The sequence below is a fragment of the Salinirubellus litoreus genome (genome assembly GCF_037335815.1).
GTDB classification, from domain to species: domain Archaea; phylum Halobacteriota; class Halobacteria; order Halobacteriales; family Haloarculaceae; genus Salinirubellus; species Salinirubellus litoreus.
Genome location: NZ_CP147841.1, coordinates 3,123,499 through 3,140,130 on the forward strand (window position 1 = coordinate 3,123,499; position 16,632 = coordinate 3,140,130).

Below are 16,632 nucleotides of genomic sequence, written 5' to 3' on the forward strand. Positions count from 1 at the left end.
TCCGCTCGTCGGCCGCGAATTACGGCCCGGGGTAGCCCTGACCGTGACCGGCCATCACGCTACCAGCCTGGCTCAGCAGCAGCAGCGTCGTGAACAGGACGCCGGCCATCTTCGGGTGCTCCGCGACGAACGCCGCGAGGGTATCGTCGGACATTGCAATCTACGCTATGCGCGACTGATATATAAAATTTTTGTCATATATGCAGAACTAGAGATAGGGGTTCGATACGGTCGACATACTTGCTCAAATTTATATATAACCTCGGAGAATCTGTTTTTTGCTTGATTTTTTAATTGGTAAAATGGCATCGGACGTTGACAGTCCACCACTGGCGCGACGGGTTGATGTACCTCCCAGACGTGTGAGAGTATGTGGTCTATCTGACGCGCGGACTGCTCGATGCGCTGCTGGAACTCGCGCGCGACGGCGAGCCCGGCGGGGTGACGGTATCGATAACCACGACTCCGGCCGAGGAGCTCGCGGGGGACGCCGACCTCGATCCGGGGACACCCGTGTTCACCGACCTCTACCTCCCCGATACCGGCCGATCCGTCTCCGCGGTGTTCGGGATGGACCTCGGAACCCCGCGTTCTGGCGGGCGGTTCCTCTCACACCCCGACGGCTACCTCGGGGTCAGACAGACCGACGACCTCCACGAGGTCGTCGTCGTCGCGGTCCCCCCGTACGACCGCGAGTCCGTGGCGGCGTTCGATCGTCGAGGGAGGGGGCTGACGCTAAACGTCCTCGACGTCGAGCCGCCACAGGAGACGTTCCAGCCCTGATCCCGCTCGGGGCCTCGCGACCGCCGAGGTCACTCGTCCGCGGTCGCGCAGACCTGTTCCCACTTCCCGCGTTCCTCCAGATGTCGCTGTAGTTCCTTCGCGTACGCGTCCGCGAGGTCCTCCGCCGCCCGAACGCGGTCCTCGTCCGTACCGGCCGAGCCGCCGAGTCCGAGCGCGTCCCGCAGCGATCCGAGGATGCCTCCGCCGTTCCCGGCACCCCCACTACCACCACCGCCGCCCATCCCCTGCTGCTGTTCGGCGATGCGCTCCATCTCGGGCATCACCGCCGGGAGGTTGTCCGTGTTCGCGACGAGCCGGGCCCGGTCGGTCCCGGGCTCCTCGATCTCGAACTCGACGGCGGTCATGATGAGCCCCCACTCCTGCCGCGAGAACTCCGACGCCTCTACCTCCGAGTTGAACTCGTTGTCGACGGCCATCCGGTCGCCGACGATCATGTCCGTCCAGTTCCCGCTCATGACCCGACGTTACCGCCGGGGAACCAAATACTGTCGGACGGCGCTCGGTGGGCTCGCACGACGGGCCTCGCGTTCCCGGGCGATCGTCCGATCGTCCGGGATTCGGGGACGGCCCGCGAGTGCTCCCGGTCGCTCGGCGCTCCCGATCGGATCCCCCTCGCTCGATTCCCTACCGGGGAACGGACGCGAGGCGATGGGCGTCCAGACCGACCACCCGTCGCGTCATAGGGACGGTCGTAGTCCTCTACCGGCGAACACCGACCCCGACTGCTGTTCGCCGGAAAACCGTTGCAACCGTCCCTATCAATCCTCGGAGGTGGCGGTCCCCTCGAACGCCGACGGGATCGCGTCCTCGATGCCGTACTCCACCGCGAGATCACAGAGCATCGTCACGTCCGCCTCCGCCAGCGGGACGCCGTGTTCCCGACAGGTGCTCTCGCGCAGGTGCTCGGGTTCCCCGGGGAGGAGCGCGCGGTCGCCGTAGGCCACCGGCCCCGTCGGGATGCCGCTGTAGTCGGTCTCCTCGATGTACTCCCGGAGGGCGAGTACGCGCTCCTCGATCACGTCCTGCGTGGTGACGATCGTCGGGTCCACGGCGACGAACATGGCGGCACACCCGCGGTTGGACGTCGCCTCGCCGTGGACGGGCGCATCGGCGGTGATCCCGCCGAGCAGTTCGGCGATCATGGCGAGCCCGAACCCCTTGTACCCGGAGACGAGCCCACCAAGCGGGAGGAGCGCCCCCTCGCCGCCGCGGAACGCCCTGGCGTCGGTGACCGAGCCGCCGTCCTCCGTGATGGTCCACGACTCGGGGAGCGGGTCGCCCCGGCCCGCGAACTCGCCGGTCTTCCCGTTGGCGACCTGGCTCGTGGCGATGTCGAGCACGACCGGGAAGTCGAGGGCGTTGAACGTCGGGATGCCGTAGGAGACGGGGTTGGTGCTGTAGCGGCGCTGGGCGCTCCCCGGCGGGGCGACCACGCGGCCGTGGTTGTAGACGTACGCCGTGAACAGCATCCCCTGCTCGGCGGCGCGCTCGCTCCACTCGCCGATCCGCCCGAGGTGCGTCGCGTCCCTGACGCTGACCATGGCGACCCCGTTCTCGCGGGCCTTCTCGACCGCGAGACCGACGGCCCGGTGGCCGGCCAGGTGGCCGAACCCGTCCTGTCCGTCGACGAGCGCGTGCGTCGGCCCTTCCGACTCGACCGTCGGCCGGGCCTCGGGGTCGATCCCGTAGCCGTCGTCGCGCCCGACCAGCGAGTCCTCCACGTAGGAGGGGATCCGCCGGGTCCCGTGGGAGTTGTGTCCCCGCATGTCCGAGAGCACGAGCGACTCGGCGACCAGCGTCGCGATGTCCTCGGGAGCCCCCGAGGCCCCCAGGAGCCGCGACGAGAACGCCTCGAATTCGGCTACGTCGATACCACCGTCGTCGGAGGAGTCTGCTAGCACGGCAACCGCTGTCAGCCGAGGGGACGTAAGCGTGTGGGTCGCTGTCGGTCCACAGCGACGCGAACGGACCCCCGCATCGAACGTCCGGCGGCGCTGCGCTACGGTGGAGGACGGTCGGACGGACCCGCCGGGATCTCGGCCGCGATCGGACGATCGAGCGGACGCGCGAACTCCGCGGAGGACCCGGGGGTTAGAGGACCGTCGCAGCGAACCAGCCGACGATCGAGAGCCCGCCGAGGGAGAGACAGACCCCCCAGAAGGGGATCGTCCTGACGAGCCGCATCAGCACGCCGATGGAGGCGTACCCGACCACCGCCGCCGTCGTCAGCGCGACCAGCGCGGCGACGGGCGAGAGCGACGGGAGGCCGCCCGCGTCGAGCACCGCGACGAGGCCGCCCCCGACCGCGGCCGGGATCGAGAGCAGGAAGGAGAGTCGGAACGAGTCCGGGCCGTCGTGTCCCCGGAGCAGCAGCACGCTGGTCGTGGTCCCCGAACGCGAGACGCCGGGCAGTATGGCGAGACCCTGGGCCCCCCCGACGAGTAGCGCATCGAGGAGCGTCGGGTTCTCCCGCTCCGCGCCGCCGAGCCCGTCCGCGTACCACTCGATCGCGCCGGTGAGGACGAGCAGGACGCCCACGAGTCCGACCAGCGCCGTGCCGGTCAGTTCCGAGACGACACCTTCGAGGAGGAGGTACGCGCACGCGCCGACGAGCATGGAGACGAGCGTGGCCACCGCCAGGAACGTGACCGTCGCCATCCCGCCCTCGAACGCCCGTCGCCGTCGCCACTCGGGGACCAGCCCGAGGACGTCCCGGAGTTCGTCGCGGTAGTAGACCGTCGCCGAGAGCGCGGTTCCGAGGTGGAGGAACAGTGCGAGCCCGATCGCGGTCCGCGGGTCCGAACCGAAAGCGGTCAGCACGATCGCCAGGTTCCCCTCGCTGGAGACGGGGAGCCACTCCAGCAGCCCCTGGAGGACGCCGGCGATCGCGGCGACCCGCGCGCCGTCTTCCATACCCCGCCCACGACCGCCCCGGGTGATACCCGTTTCGACGCTTTCACGGACCGGTTCCCCCGCCGATCGGCACTCCGGGCGCGTCCCTCTCGCTCAGGCGTCCAGCGCACACCGGAACCCGCAGTTGCCCGTGGTGCTCGTCGGGTCGGTCGACGTCCGCGCGGCGACCCGGTACCGGTTGCAGTACGAGTCGTGACAGAGGTACGACCCCCCGCGGATGACCTTCTCATCACCCTCGGCGGGGCCGGTCGGGTTCTCCAGGGGACCCCCGGGGTGGTCGGCCGTGAACCAGTCGCTACACCACTCCCAGACGTTCCCGGCGACGTTGTACATCCCGAACTCGTTCTGCCGGAACGCGTCGACCGGGGCAGTCCCCCGGTAGCCGTCCTCGGCGGTGTTCTCCTCGGGGAAGCTCCCCTGCCAGATGTTACACCGGTGCTCGCCGTCGGGTCGTAGCTCGTCGCCCCACGGGAACCGCTTCCCGACGAGCCCCCCGCGCGCGGCGCGCTCCCACTCCGCCTCGGTCGGGAGGCGCTTGCCCTTCCACGCCGCGTACTCGACGGCGTCGCGCCAGGAGACGTGGACGACGGGGTGTTTCAGCCGGTCCTCGATGGACGACCCCGGACCCTCGGGGTGGAACCAGTTGGCCCCCGCAACGCCGAGCCACCACGAACTCCCGGCGGCCCCGTCGATGACGTGTTCTCGCTGCTTGGGGCCGACGAAGTCCTGGAAGACGAACGACCACCCGAACCGCTCGGCATCGGTAGTGTAACCCGTCTCCCGGGCGAACTCGTAGAACTCGGCGTTCGTCACCTGGTGGCGGTCGATGTAGTAGGCATCGAGGTCGACCGTCCGGCGCGGCCCCTCGCCGTCCTGCGGGAACCCGACGTCGTCGTCGGTCCCCATCTCGAAGCTCCCGGCCGGTATCTCCGCCATCCGCTCCGTCCCCGTCCCCGCGGGCGACGTGTCGCCGTAGGGGTTGGTCGGCAGGTCGTCCGGCTCGTCACCGCTATCCCCACCGGCGACACAGCACTCGGGACGACCGTGATCGGCGTCGTGCATGGGACCTGAACGGGCCACCGGACGCCCCGGCCGGGGATAAATCCACGGCGCGACGCCGAGCTCCCCGACGGTCCGCACCGTACACTTTTGTACCCCCGTCGGGTCGGGCAATCCATGCCGGACGACCGCCCGAACGTCCTGTTCCTGATGAACGACGAACACCGACCGGACCTCGCCGGGTTCGCCGGGAACGACGTCGTCAGGACGCCCACGCTCGACTGGCTCGCCGAGACGGGGACGGTGTTCACGAACGCCTACACGCCGTCGCCGATCTGCGTCCCCGGACGCCACGCCATCCGTACGGGCAAGCTCCCCCGGACCTACGAGGACGAGGGGCTCGACGAGTTCGACGACGGCTACCCCTACATGGCCCGGAAGTTCACCGACCACGCCTACATGACCGCCCAGGCCGGCAAGGAGCACTACCCCGGGTGGTCACAGATGGTCGGGTTCCGCAAGCGGCTCGGCCCGACGCCGATGAAACGCGAGGTCGGCGACACCGCCGTCGACACCGAGAACCCGGGCGCGATCGAGTACGAACGCGAGGTCGACTACGGCGACTACGGTGGGTGGGACGACTGGAAGTGGGGGTGGCAGAAGGAGGTCCAGCAGGCGGGGATCTCGGACTCCCGGGTGCAGGTCCAGGACCGCCGGCTCGTCGAGGGGACCGAGCAGTTCCTCCGGCAGTTCTTCGTCTCGCCGTACTACGACCGCGCACAGCCCGACCGCCCGCTGTTCGTGAAGACGAGCGTCATCCAGCCCCACTACCCGTTCTTCACCGAGGACGAGGACCTGTTCACCTACTACATGAACCGGGTGGACCCGCACGTCGAGGAGCCGGGCGACCATCCCGCCGCACGGAGCGATCGGTGGGCGGAGTGCGGCGAGCTCACTCCCGGCCAGGACGTCACCGCCAGGGAGATCAGGCGGGCGACCGCCGCGTACTACGCCATGGTCGAGCGGATGGACTCGCTGTTCGGCCGGGTCATCGAGCGGCTCAGGCTCTGCGGGGAGGACCCCGACGAGTGGGTGATCGTGTTCACGAGCGACCACGGGGAGATGCTCGGCGAGCGCGGGCTCTGGGGGAAGATCAACTTCTACGAGCCGACCGTCAACGTCCCGCTCATCATCAGGTGGCCCGAGCGGTTCGATCCCGGCACCGTCGATCAGAACGTGAGCCTCTGTGACCTCTACGCCACGCTGTGTGATCTCGCGGACATCCCCGTTCCCGACGACGTCGACTCCCGGAGCCTCGTCCCGCTCCTCGAGGGCGACACCGACGACTGGGACGACGAGGCCATCTCGCAGGGCGCGGACAACACGGCGGTCCACGGCGGTCTCGGCCCGGAGGAGCTGATGATCAAGCGCGGCGACCTGAAGTACTGCTGGTACGGCGAGGGGGAGGGCGAGATCCTCTTCGACCTCGAACGCGACCCCGGCGAGAACACGAACTACGTCGACGACCCGGACTACGCCGACGAGGTCGAGGCGTTCCGCGAGCGCCGCGGCGAACTCGGCTACGGGCCGAACGCCGACCCCGACTACGTGAACGCGGGATACCGGTAGCTCGCCGGAGCGGGGTGGAACGCGAACGATCCCGACCCGAATACGGTACGGCTCCGATCGAAGGTTCCCGACGAGGTGGCACCGAGCGGAGAGGATTCATACCTACGCCGGGCGTCGGAACGCCATGGACGGGACCTCGGAGACGAACTCGCTGGAGGTCCGCTGGTTCGGAACGGGGGCACCTCCGGGAGAACTCGACGAGTGGATCGCCGCGCTCGGGTCGGTGGACACCTCGACGCGGACCGACTCCTACCTCTCGCCGTTCGGCCCCTCGCTCAACGTCAAGCGCCGGGGCGGCGAGTCCATCGAAGTGAAGCGCCGGCTCGGCGAGCTCGGGCGGCACGACCTCGCCCCCGGCGTCGCGGGGAACGTCGAGCAGTGGTACAAGTGGAGCTTCCCGCTCGATCGCGCACCGGATCCCACCTCGGCAGATCGGACCGGGCTGTGGCTCCCGATCGAGAAGACGCGGACGCTCTACGCGCTCGACGGTGCCGAGATCGGGTCGCTCGCCGGGAACGTGTCGGGACCCACGACGGCGGAGGTCGAGGTGACGGAGGGGAGGACGGTGTCCGAGACGGCCTGGACCTGCTGTCTGGAGGTAGCGGGGCGTCCGGACGATCTCGAGAGCGTCTTCGACGCCGTAGCTGCCGAACTGTTCGGCGCGGACTTCCCGGTCGAACTCGAACCGGACGAATCGTTCGGCTACCCCGAGTGGCTACGCCGAGTGACGGCAAACACGGGACCCAGCCCGGAGATCCTCGTCCCTTCGAATCAGTGATCCGGGAGGTCAGCCTCGCCGGTCGGCGAAGCCGGTGACGAGCCGGGAGAACGCCGCCGGGTGCTCCCGGTAGGGCAGGTGGCCACAGTCGTTGAAGAGGTGGAGTCGGACGTCCGGGTTCTCCTGACCGAGCAGGTCGAACGCTCCGACGCCGGCCATCCCCCGCGCCCGGTCGACCATCTCGGTCATGGTCGTCAGCCCCACGTCCGGGAAGCCGTGGACGGAGGTCGAAACCGAGGAGCCGCTCATATAGACCACCTCCCCGCCGGCCTGCTCGACGAGACGTGCGGACAGGGCGTCGTACCCGCCCATCGCGGGGAGTATCGCGGGCCGTTCGATCAGTTCGCGCAACCGGCTCGTGCCGACATTCGCGACCGTGGAGGGCCGACTGGCATCAATCTGTGTGATCGGGGGAGGGGAGAGGAGATCACTCGTCGTCCTCGACCGGGAGCCCGCCGTGAGACCCCCGACCGACGGGGTGAGCGTCTGCCACCGAATGACCACCGCCGGGCCACGGCGATACCCCGTATCCGTCGCTTGCCCCCGACTTCCGGCGGCGGCCGCCGGTCCTCGGTTCGACGGTCCGGCGACCGATCGAGGCCCGGGACCGACCGGGGGACGTCGACCCAAGAGTGAAGGTGTCGAGCGCGGAGCGTCGGTCATGGCACGGACCACCGACGCGGCGCCCGCAGTCGTCGGGACGAGAGCGAGAACCGTCCGCACCACCGCACCGACGGGAGGGTTCCGATGACGCTCGCTGACGTCGACGCGCTCCTGTTCGATGTCTTCGGGACGGTCGTGGACTGGCGAAGCGGCGTCGTCCGCGACGGCGAACGGCTCGGGGAGGAGAAGGGCCTCGACGTGGACTGGGCGGCGTTCGCCGACGCCTGGCGCGAGGAGTACCAGCCCTCGATGGAGCGCGTGCGTCAGGGGGAGATACCCTGGCGGAACCTCGACGCGCTCCACCGCGAGTCGCTGGAGGGGCTCCTCGATCGGTTCGGCGTGGAGGGCCTGACCGAGGAGGAGGTCGACCACCTCAATCGTACCTGGCATCGTCTCGACCCCTGGCCGGACGCCATCCCCGGACTGAGACGGCTCCGCTCGGAGTACATGGTGGCGACGCTCTCGAACGGCCACGTCCGCCTCCTCGCCGATATGGCCAAGCGCGCCGGCATTCCGTGGGACCTGATCCTCTCGGCGGAGCTCTCCGGGCACTACAAGCCCGACGAGGAGGCCTACCTGACGGCGGTCGACCTCCTCGACGTCGCGCCCGGAAAGGTTGCGATGGTCGCCGCCCACGAGCGGGACCTCGAGGCCAGCCGCGAGGCGGGGCTCCGTACCGCCTACGTCCACCGCCCCGACGAGTGGGGGACGGGAGAGAATCCAGATCGACCGGCCGACTCCGCGTACGACGTCGTCGCCGACGACTTCGTGGACCTCGCGGAGCGGCTCGGTACCTGACGACGGGGCCTCACGTCCGATCGGGCCTCCACCCGGGTCTCGCCCACGGGGAGGGGCGGCCCCGGCGATGGTGTAAAGTGAGAGAACGTGGATCCCGTACCATGACCACACGAGGCACGGTCCCCGTGCCGGGTGCCGGGGACCCCGTTACAGTCGGGGTGTTGAGCTTCCACAACAGCAAGGAGTCGAAGGCCATCCTCAACGCAGTGGAGGCGCTCGGTCACGGGACGGAGTGGCTCCGCGAGGAGAACGTCGTCTTCCGCGTCGACGATGGCGGCGCGAGCCTAGAGCCGGACGTGGACGTCATCGCCAACCGGCTCCTGCTGTCGAACACCGACCAGCCCACCGAGGAACTGGGCATCGCGCGGACGCTGGCCGCGCTCAGGCCGATGCTGAACCCGCCGGACGCGACGGCACGGGCGGCCCACAAGACGGCGGCAGCCGCCACGATGGCGACGGCGGGCGAGGTCCCGCTCCCGCGGACGCTGCTGGCACTGAGTGCCGACCGGCTCAACCTCCTTCGCGACGAGTTCGGCCCCGAGGCGGTCTACAAGACGGCCATCGGCACCCACGGGGGCGGCGCGTGGAAGGTCGACACGAGCGAGACGCTGACCACCAAGGTCGGCAGGAGGCGGGCGTTCCTGCAGGAACTGATCGGTCGCGGCGACGAACGACCGCGAGATCTCCGGGTGTACGTCGTCGACGGGGAGGTGGTCGGCGCGATGTACCGTGTCGCCGCCGAGGGCGACTGGCGGACGAACGTCGCGCGAGGCGGGGAGGTCCGGGACGCCACCGGGGACCTCCCCGAGGAGGCCGACCGACTGGCGCGGCGGTCGGCCGAGCTGATCGGTCTCGACTACGCCGGGGTCGACCTCATCGAGGGTGAAGACGGCTGGTACGTCCTCGAGGTGAACCCGACCGCCGGGTTCAAGGGTCTCTACCGAGCCACGGGCCGCTCGCCGGCACCGGAGATCGCCCGACTCGCCATCGAACGTGCCGGCGGGACCGTCGACGAGGAGCGAGTCCGCGAGCTCGCGGCCACGCTCGACGATTCGACGCCGACCTGCACGCCGACGCCGGAGTCCGAGGCGTTCGAGGAACCGGTCGTCCTCGGGTTCACCGAGCGGGTCGTCGTCAGCGGGACCAGCGGGACCCGGACGATCGTCGGTAAATCGGACACCGGTGCCGCTCGGACGAGCATCGACCTCCAACTGGCGGCGGAGATCGGTGCCGGCCCCATACACACGGTGAGTCGGGTCCGCTCGGGGTCGAGCGACCGGAGCCGTCCGCGGCCGGTAGTGGACCTCGTCGTCGGTATCGCGGGCACACAGCACACCGTCGAGGCGAACGTCGAGGACCGCTCGCACATGACCCACTCGCTGTTGCTCGGCCGGGACGTCCTCAGGCACTACCACCTCGACATCAGCCGGCGGGTCGACGATACGTCCGTCACCGGCGAGGAGCAGCCACCGGAAGAGTAGCCGGCGAGGGGAGCGTTTCGCGCCCCGCTCGTCGCCCTGGAGACCGGTCGAGTCGTCACACCACGCCCGGAGGGGAACGGCTGTCAGGTTCGGATCCGACCGTTCGGCTGATTCGTGGAACGCGAGTGCGGCGAGGAGTGCCCGTCGAACGACCTATGCTCGCAGAGCGTCTCCGTGGAGCATGACCGCCATCGAGGGCCTCGGCGAGGTCGCCTTCCGGACCGAGCGGCTGGGCGAGATGGTCGAGTTCTACGGCGAGGTGCTGGGGCTCGAACGTATCGACGACCCGCCCGGCGAGACGAGCGCGTTCTTCCGGGCGGGCGACGGCGTCGCCGGCCACACGCAGGTGCTCGTGGTGTTCGACCGGACGGGGACCGAGGGGTACGTCCCGCCGGATCCCGACCGGACGACCGTCGATCACGTCGCGTTCGGTATCCGCCGCGAGGCGTTCGACGCCGAGGCCGAGCGGCTGGAGGGGCTGGGGTACGACCTCGACTACGCGTACCACGACTGGGTCGAGTGGCGCTCGCTCTACCTCGCCGACCCGGACGGGAACAGCGTCGAACTCGTGTGTTTCGACCCCGAGTGAGGTCGACAGATCTGATCGACGGATCACGTGCGGTCTGCACCCTAACGGCGGCCCTCGCGTCCCCCTCGGGGTTCGCCCGTCAGTGCTCCGCCATCCTCGACCGGGTCGCGCGGGCCAGTGCCTCGATCCCCCGCTCCATCTCCTCGTGCGAGACGTGGCTGAACGAGAGCCGCAGGCAGTCCTCGCCCCGGTCGTCGGGGAAGAACTGTTCGCCCGGGAGGTACGTGACGCCCTCCTCTGCGGCCCGCGGGAGCAGTTCATCCGTGTCGATACCCTCGGGGAGCGTCACCCACACGAAGAACCCCCCGTCGGGTTCTGTCCAGTCCGTCCCCGGCGGCATGTGTTCCTCCAGACGGTCGAGCATGTGATCGCGCCGCTCGGCGTAGCGCCCGCGCAGTTCGGCGACGTTCTCCTCGAACGGCCCCTCGGTGCAGTACCGACCGAGGACGCCCTGGGTGAACGTGTTCGCACCCCCGGCGCGCATCCGGGTGACCTCCTCGAGTATCTCCTCGTCCGCGAGGACCCACCCCGAGCGCACGCCGGGCGCGATGGTCTTCGAGAACGTGTTCGTCCGCACGACCCGTCCCGACTCATCGAGCGCCGCGAGCGGCGGCAGGTCCTCCCCGTGGTACCGGAGCGCGCCGTAGGCGTCGTCCTCGACGATGACGAAGTCGTGTGCCTCTGCGAGGTCGAGCAGCCGCTCGCGGCGCTCGCGCGACAGGGTGGTGCCGGTCGGGTTCTGGAAGGTCGGGATGGTGTAGAGGAGCTTCGGTGGGGTCTCGCCCGCCTCCTCGCGCCGTTCGAGTTCGTCCGCGACCGCGTCGACCCGCAGGCCGTCGGCGTCGTTCCCGAACCCGGTGATCTCGACGCCGTAGTTCCCGAGCAGTTTCAGCGTCCCCATGAACGTCGGTGCCTCGACGAACACCTCGTCGCCCCGCTCCAGGAACGTGTGACACACCACGTCGATGGCGTGGGTCGCCCCGTTGGTCAGCAGGACGTTCTCCGTCCCGCAGTCGATCCCCCGGTCGCGCTCGCGCTCGGCGACGACCTCGACCAGCCGGTCGGCGTAGTCGCCGCCCCCGTACTGCAGCGCCGTGTCGCGCTCCTCCTCGAACACGGCCTCCGCAGCCGCGACGAGTTCGTCGTGCGGGAACGATTCCGGGTAGGGGAAGCCAAAGCTCAGCGACACCGCGTCGGGCTCGTCGATCGACCGCCAGCTCCCGTAGCCCTCCTCGCCGAGGCCGTCCCGGACCGCCGCGGTGAACAGGTGGTCGAACGCGCCCGAGCGCTCGTCGTCGCTCACGTCCGGTACCTCCGCGTGCCGCGAGCCGGTCCGTCCGCGGCGGGCCCCGACCCGAGCGGGTCCCGGCCCGCTGGCGGACTCTCCGTCGGTCCCGCGTTCGACCCCCACCGCGTCGAACGGCTCGGCGCGTACGTGTCTCCGGTCTTCCCCTCGCCGCCTTCGAGTTCGATGTCGTGTAGCATCCTTCGGTTCGGTCCCTACCCTCCGATCTGGTGGGTCCTACATCAACGCTGTGCGAGGCCCCGGCCGTCCTCGTACCGCGGAATCGGCCGACTGCCCGGGAGGCGTGGGAAAGGTTATTCCCCCCACTCCTCGACGGGCGGACCGATGACGACGCAGGAGAAACTGGCGGAGCTGGAGGAGTTCGACACGCCCTCGATCACGAACGTCGTTGCCACGTATCCGGACGACCCGCTCTGTCTCGGGCTGTACAACCCGTGGAGCCGGGACTGGTACACCGATCAGACCGTCGAGACCATGTACCCCGAGCTGGGGCCGCGTGCGGGGTTCGCCGTGACGTGCGTCTACGGGCTGCCGGACCCGAACTTCGGCGAGCTGAGCTTCATGAACGTCGTCGACGCGCTCGACGACTCGGAGAAGCCCACGATACTGGCGCTCGAACAGGACTTCCCGGAGGAGATCGCGGGGAGCGTCGGGCTCACCGGCGGGAACATGACCACCGCGATGCAGTCGCTGGGCTGTATCGGCTGTGTCTCGAGCGGCCCGATACGCGACGTCGACGAGGTACGCCCGATGGAGTTCCAGTACCTCGCGACGGGCACCGCGGCAGGTCACGGCGACATGGCCGTCCACGCGGTGAACGTCCCCGTCTCGATCCAGGGGATGGACGTCGCGCCGGGTGAGATCATCCACATGGACGAGAACGGCGCGGTGAAGTTCCCCGCGGACCGGCTCGACGACGTCCTGGAGAACGTCAAGGCACTCGAGGACCGCGAGGAGGACCTCCAGGAGCAGGTCCAGGCGGCGTCGAACGCGGCCGACGTGCGTGCCGCGTTCGGTGGCGAGGAGTACGGCGACGACGAGGACGAAGGCGAGTAGCCGTTCCCGGATCCCGGGGGGCGCTACCCGGTGGGGACCTCCTCGCCGTAGCGCTCCTCGAGGAGGTCGGCGGTCTCGCGGACCATCTCGACGGGGTATCGGCCGTCGGGCGGCCACCCGACGGCGACCACCTCGCAGGGCTCGTCGTAGGGGTTGTGGAGGACGTGGACGCCCGCCTCGCCGGCCTCGAACGTCACCACGTCGCCCCGCCCGAGGGCGTACCCGCCGTCCGCGACCTCGACCCGGCACCGGCCGCTGGCGACGTAGCAGAGTTCGGCCTGGTTCTCGTGGTAGTGATAGTGGTTCTTCGAGAGCCGATCGCCCGGAGCGACGACGGCGACGTTGAAGTTGAACGGTTCGATACCCAGCTCGGGCGAGAGCTCCCACCGCGTCCCCGGTCTGTCGGGGCGGGGATCGAGTTCGTCGCGGATTCGGACGGTGTAGCCGGACGACATGGATTCCCTTTCGCGGTCCCCGACTTATACTCCGACGTCGGACGGATCCGAAGCGACGATTTCGACCGAAACTACATCTACTAATATATGGTCCGGTCGATCCCGTGTGAAATCACGCAACGCTCTCGTCCGGTTTCGTTCGGTTATCGGACCTAATACGCGATTCGAGCCGGTACCAACCGATCGAATCTCGAACCGGACGGAACGACGAACGGCTGTTCTTGTGCTGGTTTAGACACGTCTCAGAGGCGGTACGCTCGTCTCAGCCCGTATTAGTGGAATCCGTTCGTCGTTCGGGCGGAGTCGTTATCGATAGAAGTAGCCGTAATAATTCGTCGGGGCGACCCCGGCTGGAGAGCCGGGCATCGAGGCCGACCGACGGGATTCGAGATCGGCCTGGCGTGCGATGGAGCCTGGCTTGGCCCGCCCCCGACCGACGAGGCAGGCCCCGGATCCCGCGCGGACCGACTCAGGTCAGTTCGTTCCCCGGCGTCTCCCCGTCGAGGATCGCCAGCAACCCCTCGACGACGATCGCCGAACCGTTGAGCACGGCGTCCCGGGTCGACCCGGCCGTGTGTGGTGACAGCGTCACGTCGTCGCGTCCGAGCAGCGGGTGGTCCTCGGGGAGCGGTTCGTCCTCGAAGACGTCGAGTGCGGCCCCCGCGATCTCGCCCGCGTCGAGCGCCTCGACGAGCGCGTCCTCGTCGACGAGCCCGCCCCTGGCCGTGTTGACCAGGAACGCGGATTCCTTCGTCCGCTCGAACGCCTCGGCCCCGAGGAGGTCCCGCGTCTCCTCGGAGAGCCGGACGTGTAGCGTGACGATGTCCGACCCTTCGAGCAGGTCCTCCAGGGAGACCGGCGTCGCGCCGGTCTCCCGGACGACGTCGTCCTCGACGTAAGGGTCGTGGACGAGTACGTCGCCCTCGAACCCCGCGAGTCGACGGGCCACCTTCCGCCCGACGTTCCCGAATCCGACGACTCCCGCCGTGAGGTTCACGAGGTCCCGTGGAAGCCGGTCGGGGTCGAACTCCAGTTCCCAGTCGCCGGCGGTCGTCGTCCGGTCGAAGAAGGGGACCCGGCGGTGGTGTGCGAGCATCGTCGCCAGCGTGTAGTCGGCGACGGCGTTCGCGTTCCGGCCGGGTGCGTGGAGGACGCGGACACCGTCCTCCCTCGCCGCCTCGACGTCGACGTTCTCGGTCCCGCCGCGGGCAGCGCCCACCACCTCCAGGTCCTCGGCCGCCTCGACCAGCCCGGCCGAGACGGGGGCCTTGTGGACGACGAGGTAGTTCACTCCATTCAGGTTCGCCCTGATGGACGAGTCGTCGTAGTCGGCCGGCCCCCGCTCCTCCATCTCCATCGTCACTTCGCGGAACTCGGCGGCCGAGACGTCGGCCCGCCAGTCCATCGTCCGTACTTCGATACCGCGCTCCTCGAGCGCGGCCGCGTTCTCGTACATGTACTCGCTCGGCTGCTGCGGGTCGCCGCACAGCAGGCAGGTGGGTGTATCGTCTGTCATGTGTCGTGGTGGTCGTCGGTCGCGGTCGTGGTCGTGGTCACGTGTCGTCCGCCTTCTGTCGATCTCCCTCGCCGTCCGCCCGGGTCGCGATCGTCGGTCATCTCAACCGTCCTCCGTGGCCGTCCGCTCGCGAAGTTCCTCCAGTCGGTCCCAGGTGGGCTCGATCCGGTCGAGCGTCTCGCGGAAGGTCCGCTGGAGGTGTCGGTACGTCTCCGCCCGGTCCGGATCGGGGTCGTGGGCCCGTTCGAGGCCGACCATCGCGTCGACGGCGTCGCCGTGCGAGGCGTGGACGCCGGTGGCGACGGCGGCACAGATGGCCGCGCCGCGCGCGCCGGCCTCCGAGCCGTCGGCGACCTCGATCGGCGCTTCGAGCAGGTCGGCGAAGATCTGTACCCAGACGGGGCTCTTCGCGCCGCCCCCGCCGAGACGGACCGTCGAGAGCGACGACGGGTCGGCGATCCCTCGTACTCCCTCGCACTGGGCGATGGCGACCCCCTCGTAGACCGCCCGGAGCATCTCGGCCGAGCCGTGTGACTCCCGGAGGCCGTAGAACCCCGCCCTCGCGCTCGGCCGCGCGGTCGACCCGTGGAGGAACGGGTGGAAGAGCAGCCCCTCCGCGCCTGGCGGGACCGAGTCGACGACGCGCTCGTACACCTCGTAGGGGCTCACTTCTTTCTCCCGAGCCTCGCGATGCCAGTCCGTCCCGGCCCGCTCGGCGAACCAGTCGACGCAGGTCGCCGCCGATCGGTTCCCCCGGTAGACCAGCCAGCCGTCCTCCAGGTACCGCCGGGTGATGCTCCCCGCCGCCTCGTCCCGCCCGGGGGGCTCCTCCCGGACGACGATGCTCTGACCCCACGTGCCGACGATGAGCATCGCCTGACCGTCCCGGTGGACGCCGGACCCGAGCGCGGTCGCGCCGACGTCGTGGAGCCCCGACGCGACGGGTGTGCCGGGGTCGAGCCCCGTCTCCGCGGCCGCCTCCTCGGTCACCTCACCACAGACCTCCCAGCTGGGCGTGATCGGCGGGAGCGCATCGGCTACCTCGCCGATGCCCAGCGAGTCGAAGAGGTCGGTCGCGTACTCGCTGGTCGAGTGGTCGGTGAAGGCGCTCGCCTCCATCTCGTCCGTACAGACGACACCCGTGAGGCGGTGTTTCAGGTAGTCCTTGCAGAAGAGGACCGTCTCGACGGCGTCGTAGGCGTCGGGTTCCTCGCGCTTCAGCCAGGCGAGCAGACAGAGCGGGTCGCCGGCGAACGGCCGGTAGCCGGCGACCGCCTCGACCTCGTCGAGCAGGCCCTCGCGTTCCCACTCGTCTCGGATGCCCACGGCCCTGTTGTCCGTCGACTTGATCCCCGGTCTGACGGGGTCACCCGATCCGTCGAGGGCGTACAGCCCGTGGCCGTGGGCGGTCACGCCGACGCCGGTGACGTCCTCGTCCGAGATGGGTGCGTCCTCTATCGCCTCCGAGACGGCCGACGTGACGACCGACCAGAGTTCGTCGAGGTCGCGCTCGGCGCGGTCCGGGGCGGGCGCGAGGTCCGCCGGACTGGCGACTCCCACGCTCCGCTCGGCCCCGGATTCGTCGTAGACGGCCGCCTTCACGTTCGTCAGGCCGGCGTCGATACCGAGCAGCCAGTCGGTCATC

General features: G+C 69.5%; 17 protein-coding genes. 7 read left to right on the plus strand and 10 right to left on the minus strand.

Features of this window, described 5'->3' with window-relative positions; genetic code table 11:
* Positions 1–19: 19 nt before the first annotated feature.
* Positions 20–154, minus strand: coding sequence for a DUF7503 family protein (locus tag WDJ58_RS15610; protein WP_338914200.1), 135 nt, complete (start codon positions 152–154; stop codon positions 20–22).
* 218 nt (positions 155–372) lie between these two features.
* Here WDJ58_RS15610 and WDJ58_RS15615 point away from each other — a divergent pair, with 218 nt between their 5' ends.
* Entirely contained in the window at positions 373–783 is a 411-nt protein-coding gene (locus WDJ58_RS15615) for a hypothetical protein (RefSeq protein ID WP_338914201.1), read from the plus strand.
* 29 nt (positions 784–812) lie between these two features.
* On the opposite strand, the gene WDJ58_RS15620 is transcribed toward WDJ58_RS15615, so the two are convergent.
* The 4 genes from WDJ58_RS15620 to WDJ58_RS15635 all read right to left on the minus strand — a co-directional run bounded on the left by WDJ58_RS15620 (position 813) and on the right by WDJ58_RS15635 (position 4,779).
* Positions 813–1,259, minus strand: a complete 447-nt coding sequence (locus tag WDJ58_RS15620) for a DUF5799 family protein (protein ID WP_338914202.1) — start codon at positions 1,257–1,259, stop codon at positions 813–815.
* 303 nt (positions 1,260–1,562) lie between these two features.
* On the minus strand, positions 1,563–2,705 hold the full coding sequence (locus tag WDJ58_RS15625) for an Ldh family oxidoreductase (protein WP_338914203.1): 1,143 nt from the start codon (positions 2,703–2,705) through the stop codon (positions 1,563–1,565).
* Between the two features lie 190 nt (positions 2,706–2,895).
* On the minus strand, positions 2,896–3,717 hold the full coding sequence (locus WDJ58_RS15630) for an undecaprenyl-diphosphate phosphatase (protein ID WP_338914204.1): 822 nt from the start codon (positions 3,715–3,717) through the stop codon (positions 2,896–2,898).
* A 93-nt stretch (positions 3,718–3,810) separates the two neighbouring features.
* Positions 3,811–4,779, minus strand: a complete 969-nt coding sequence (locus WDJ58_RS15635) for an SUMF1/EgtB/PvdO family nonheme iron enzyme (protein WP_338914205.1) — start codon at positions 4,777–4,779, stop codon at positions 3,811–3,813.
* Between the two features lie 114 nt (positions 4,780–4,893).
* Here WDJ58_RS15635 and WDJ58_RS15640 point away from each other — a divergent pair, with 114 nt between their 5' ends.
* Together WDJ58_RS15640 and WDJ58_RS15645 are read left to right on the plus strand one after the other, a co-directional pair.
* On the plus strand, positions 4,894–6,345 hold the full coding sequence (locus WDJ58_RS15640; RefSeq protein WP_338914206.1) for a sulfatase-like hydrolase/transferase: 1,452 nt from the start codon (positions 4,894–4,896) through the stop codon (positions 6,343–6,345).
* A gap of 124 nt (positions 6,346–6,469) precedes the next feature.
* A complete protein-coding gene (locus tag WDJ58_RS15645; protein WP_338914207.1) occupies positions 6,470–7,123 on the plus strand; it encodes a hypothetical protein in 654 nt (217 codons plus the stop codon).
* A gap of 9 nt (positions 7,124–7,132) precedes the next feature.
* On the opposite strand, the gene WDJ58_RS15650 is transcribed toward WDJ58_RS15645, so the two are convergent.
* Complete coding sequence (locus tag WDJ58_RS15650) at positions 7,133–7,474, minus strand: hypothetical protein (protein ID WP_338914208.1); 342 nt, start codon at positions 7,472–7,474, stop codon at positions 7,133–7,135.
* Between the two features lie 396 nt (positions 7,475–7,870).
* Between WDJ58_RS15650 and WDJ58_RS15655 the strand changes: the two genes are divergently transcribed.
* The 3 genes from WDJ58_RS15655 to WDJ58_RS15665 all read left to right on the plus strand — a co-directional run bounded on the left by WDJ58_RS15655 (position 7,871) and on the right by WDJ58_RS15665 (position 10,654).
* Entirely contained in the window at positions 7,871–8,584 is a 714-nt protein-coding gene (locus WDJ58_RS15655; RefSeq protein ID WP_338914209.1) for a haloacid dehalogenase type II, read from the plus strand.
* 101 nt (positions 8,585–8,685) lie between these two features.
* Positions 8,686–10,065, plus strand: a complete 1,380-nt coding sequence (locus tag WDJ58_RS15660; RefSeq protein WP_338914210.1) for a RimK family alpha-L-glutamate ligase — start codon at positions 8,686–8,688, stop codon at positions 10,063–10,065.
* Between the two features lie 181 nt (positions 10,066–10,246).
* Positions 10,247–10,654 carry a VOC family protein gene (locus tag WDJ58_RS15665; protein ID WP_338914211.1) on the plus strand — a complete coding sequence of 136 codons (408 nt, stop codon included), beginning with the start codon at positions 10,247–10,249 and terminating at the stop codon, positions 10,652–10,654.
* Between the two features lie 79 nt (positions 10,655–10,733).
* On the opposite strand, the gene WDJ58_RS15670 is transcribed toward WDJ58_RS15665, so the two are convergent.
* Entirely contained in the window at positions 10,734–11,957 is a 1,224-nt protein-coding gene (locus tag WDJ58_RS15670) for a PLP-dependent aminotransferase family protein (protein ID WP_338914212.1), read from the minus strand.
* Between the two features lie 327 nt (positions 11,958–12,284).
* Here WDJ58_RS15670 and WDJ58_RS15675 point away from each other — a divergent pair, with 327 nt between their 5' ends.
* Complete coding sequence (locus tag WDJ58_RS15675) at positions 12,285–13,016, plus strand: RraA family protein (protein ID WP_338914213.1); 732 nt, start codon at positions 12,285–12,287, stop codon at positions 13,014–13,016.
* Positions 13,017–13,039: 23 nt separating this feature from the next.
* Here WDJ58_RS15675 and WDJ58_RS15680 read toward each other — a convergent pair whose 3' ends face one another.
* From WDJ58_RS15680 to WDJ58_RS15690, 3 genes are all read right to left on the minus strand, one after another.
* Positions 13,040–13,471, minus strand: a complete 432-nt coding sequence (locus tag WDJ58_RS15680) for a cupin domain-containing protein (protein WP_338914214.1) — start codon at positions 13,469–13,471, stop codon at positions 13,040–13,042.
* A gap of 469 nt (positions 13,472–13,940) precedes the next feature.
* Positions 13,941–14,987, minus strand: a complete 1,047-nt coding sequence (locus WDJ58_RS15685) for an NAD(P)-dependent oxidoreductase (RefSeq protein WP_338914215.1) — start codon at positions 14,985–14,987, stop codon at positions 13,941–13,943.
* Between the two features lie 102 nt (positions 14,988–15,089).
* Positions 15,090–16,631: an FGGY-family carbohydrate kinase gene (locus WDJ58_RS15690; protein WP_338914216.1), complete on the minus strand. Its 1,542-nt coding sequence runs from the start codon at positions 16,629–16,631 to the stop codon at positions 15,090–15,092.
* Position 16,632: the final 1 nt, after the last annotated feature.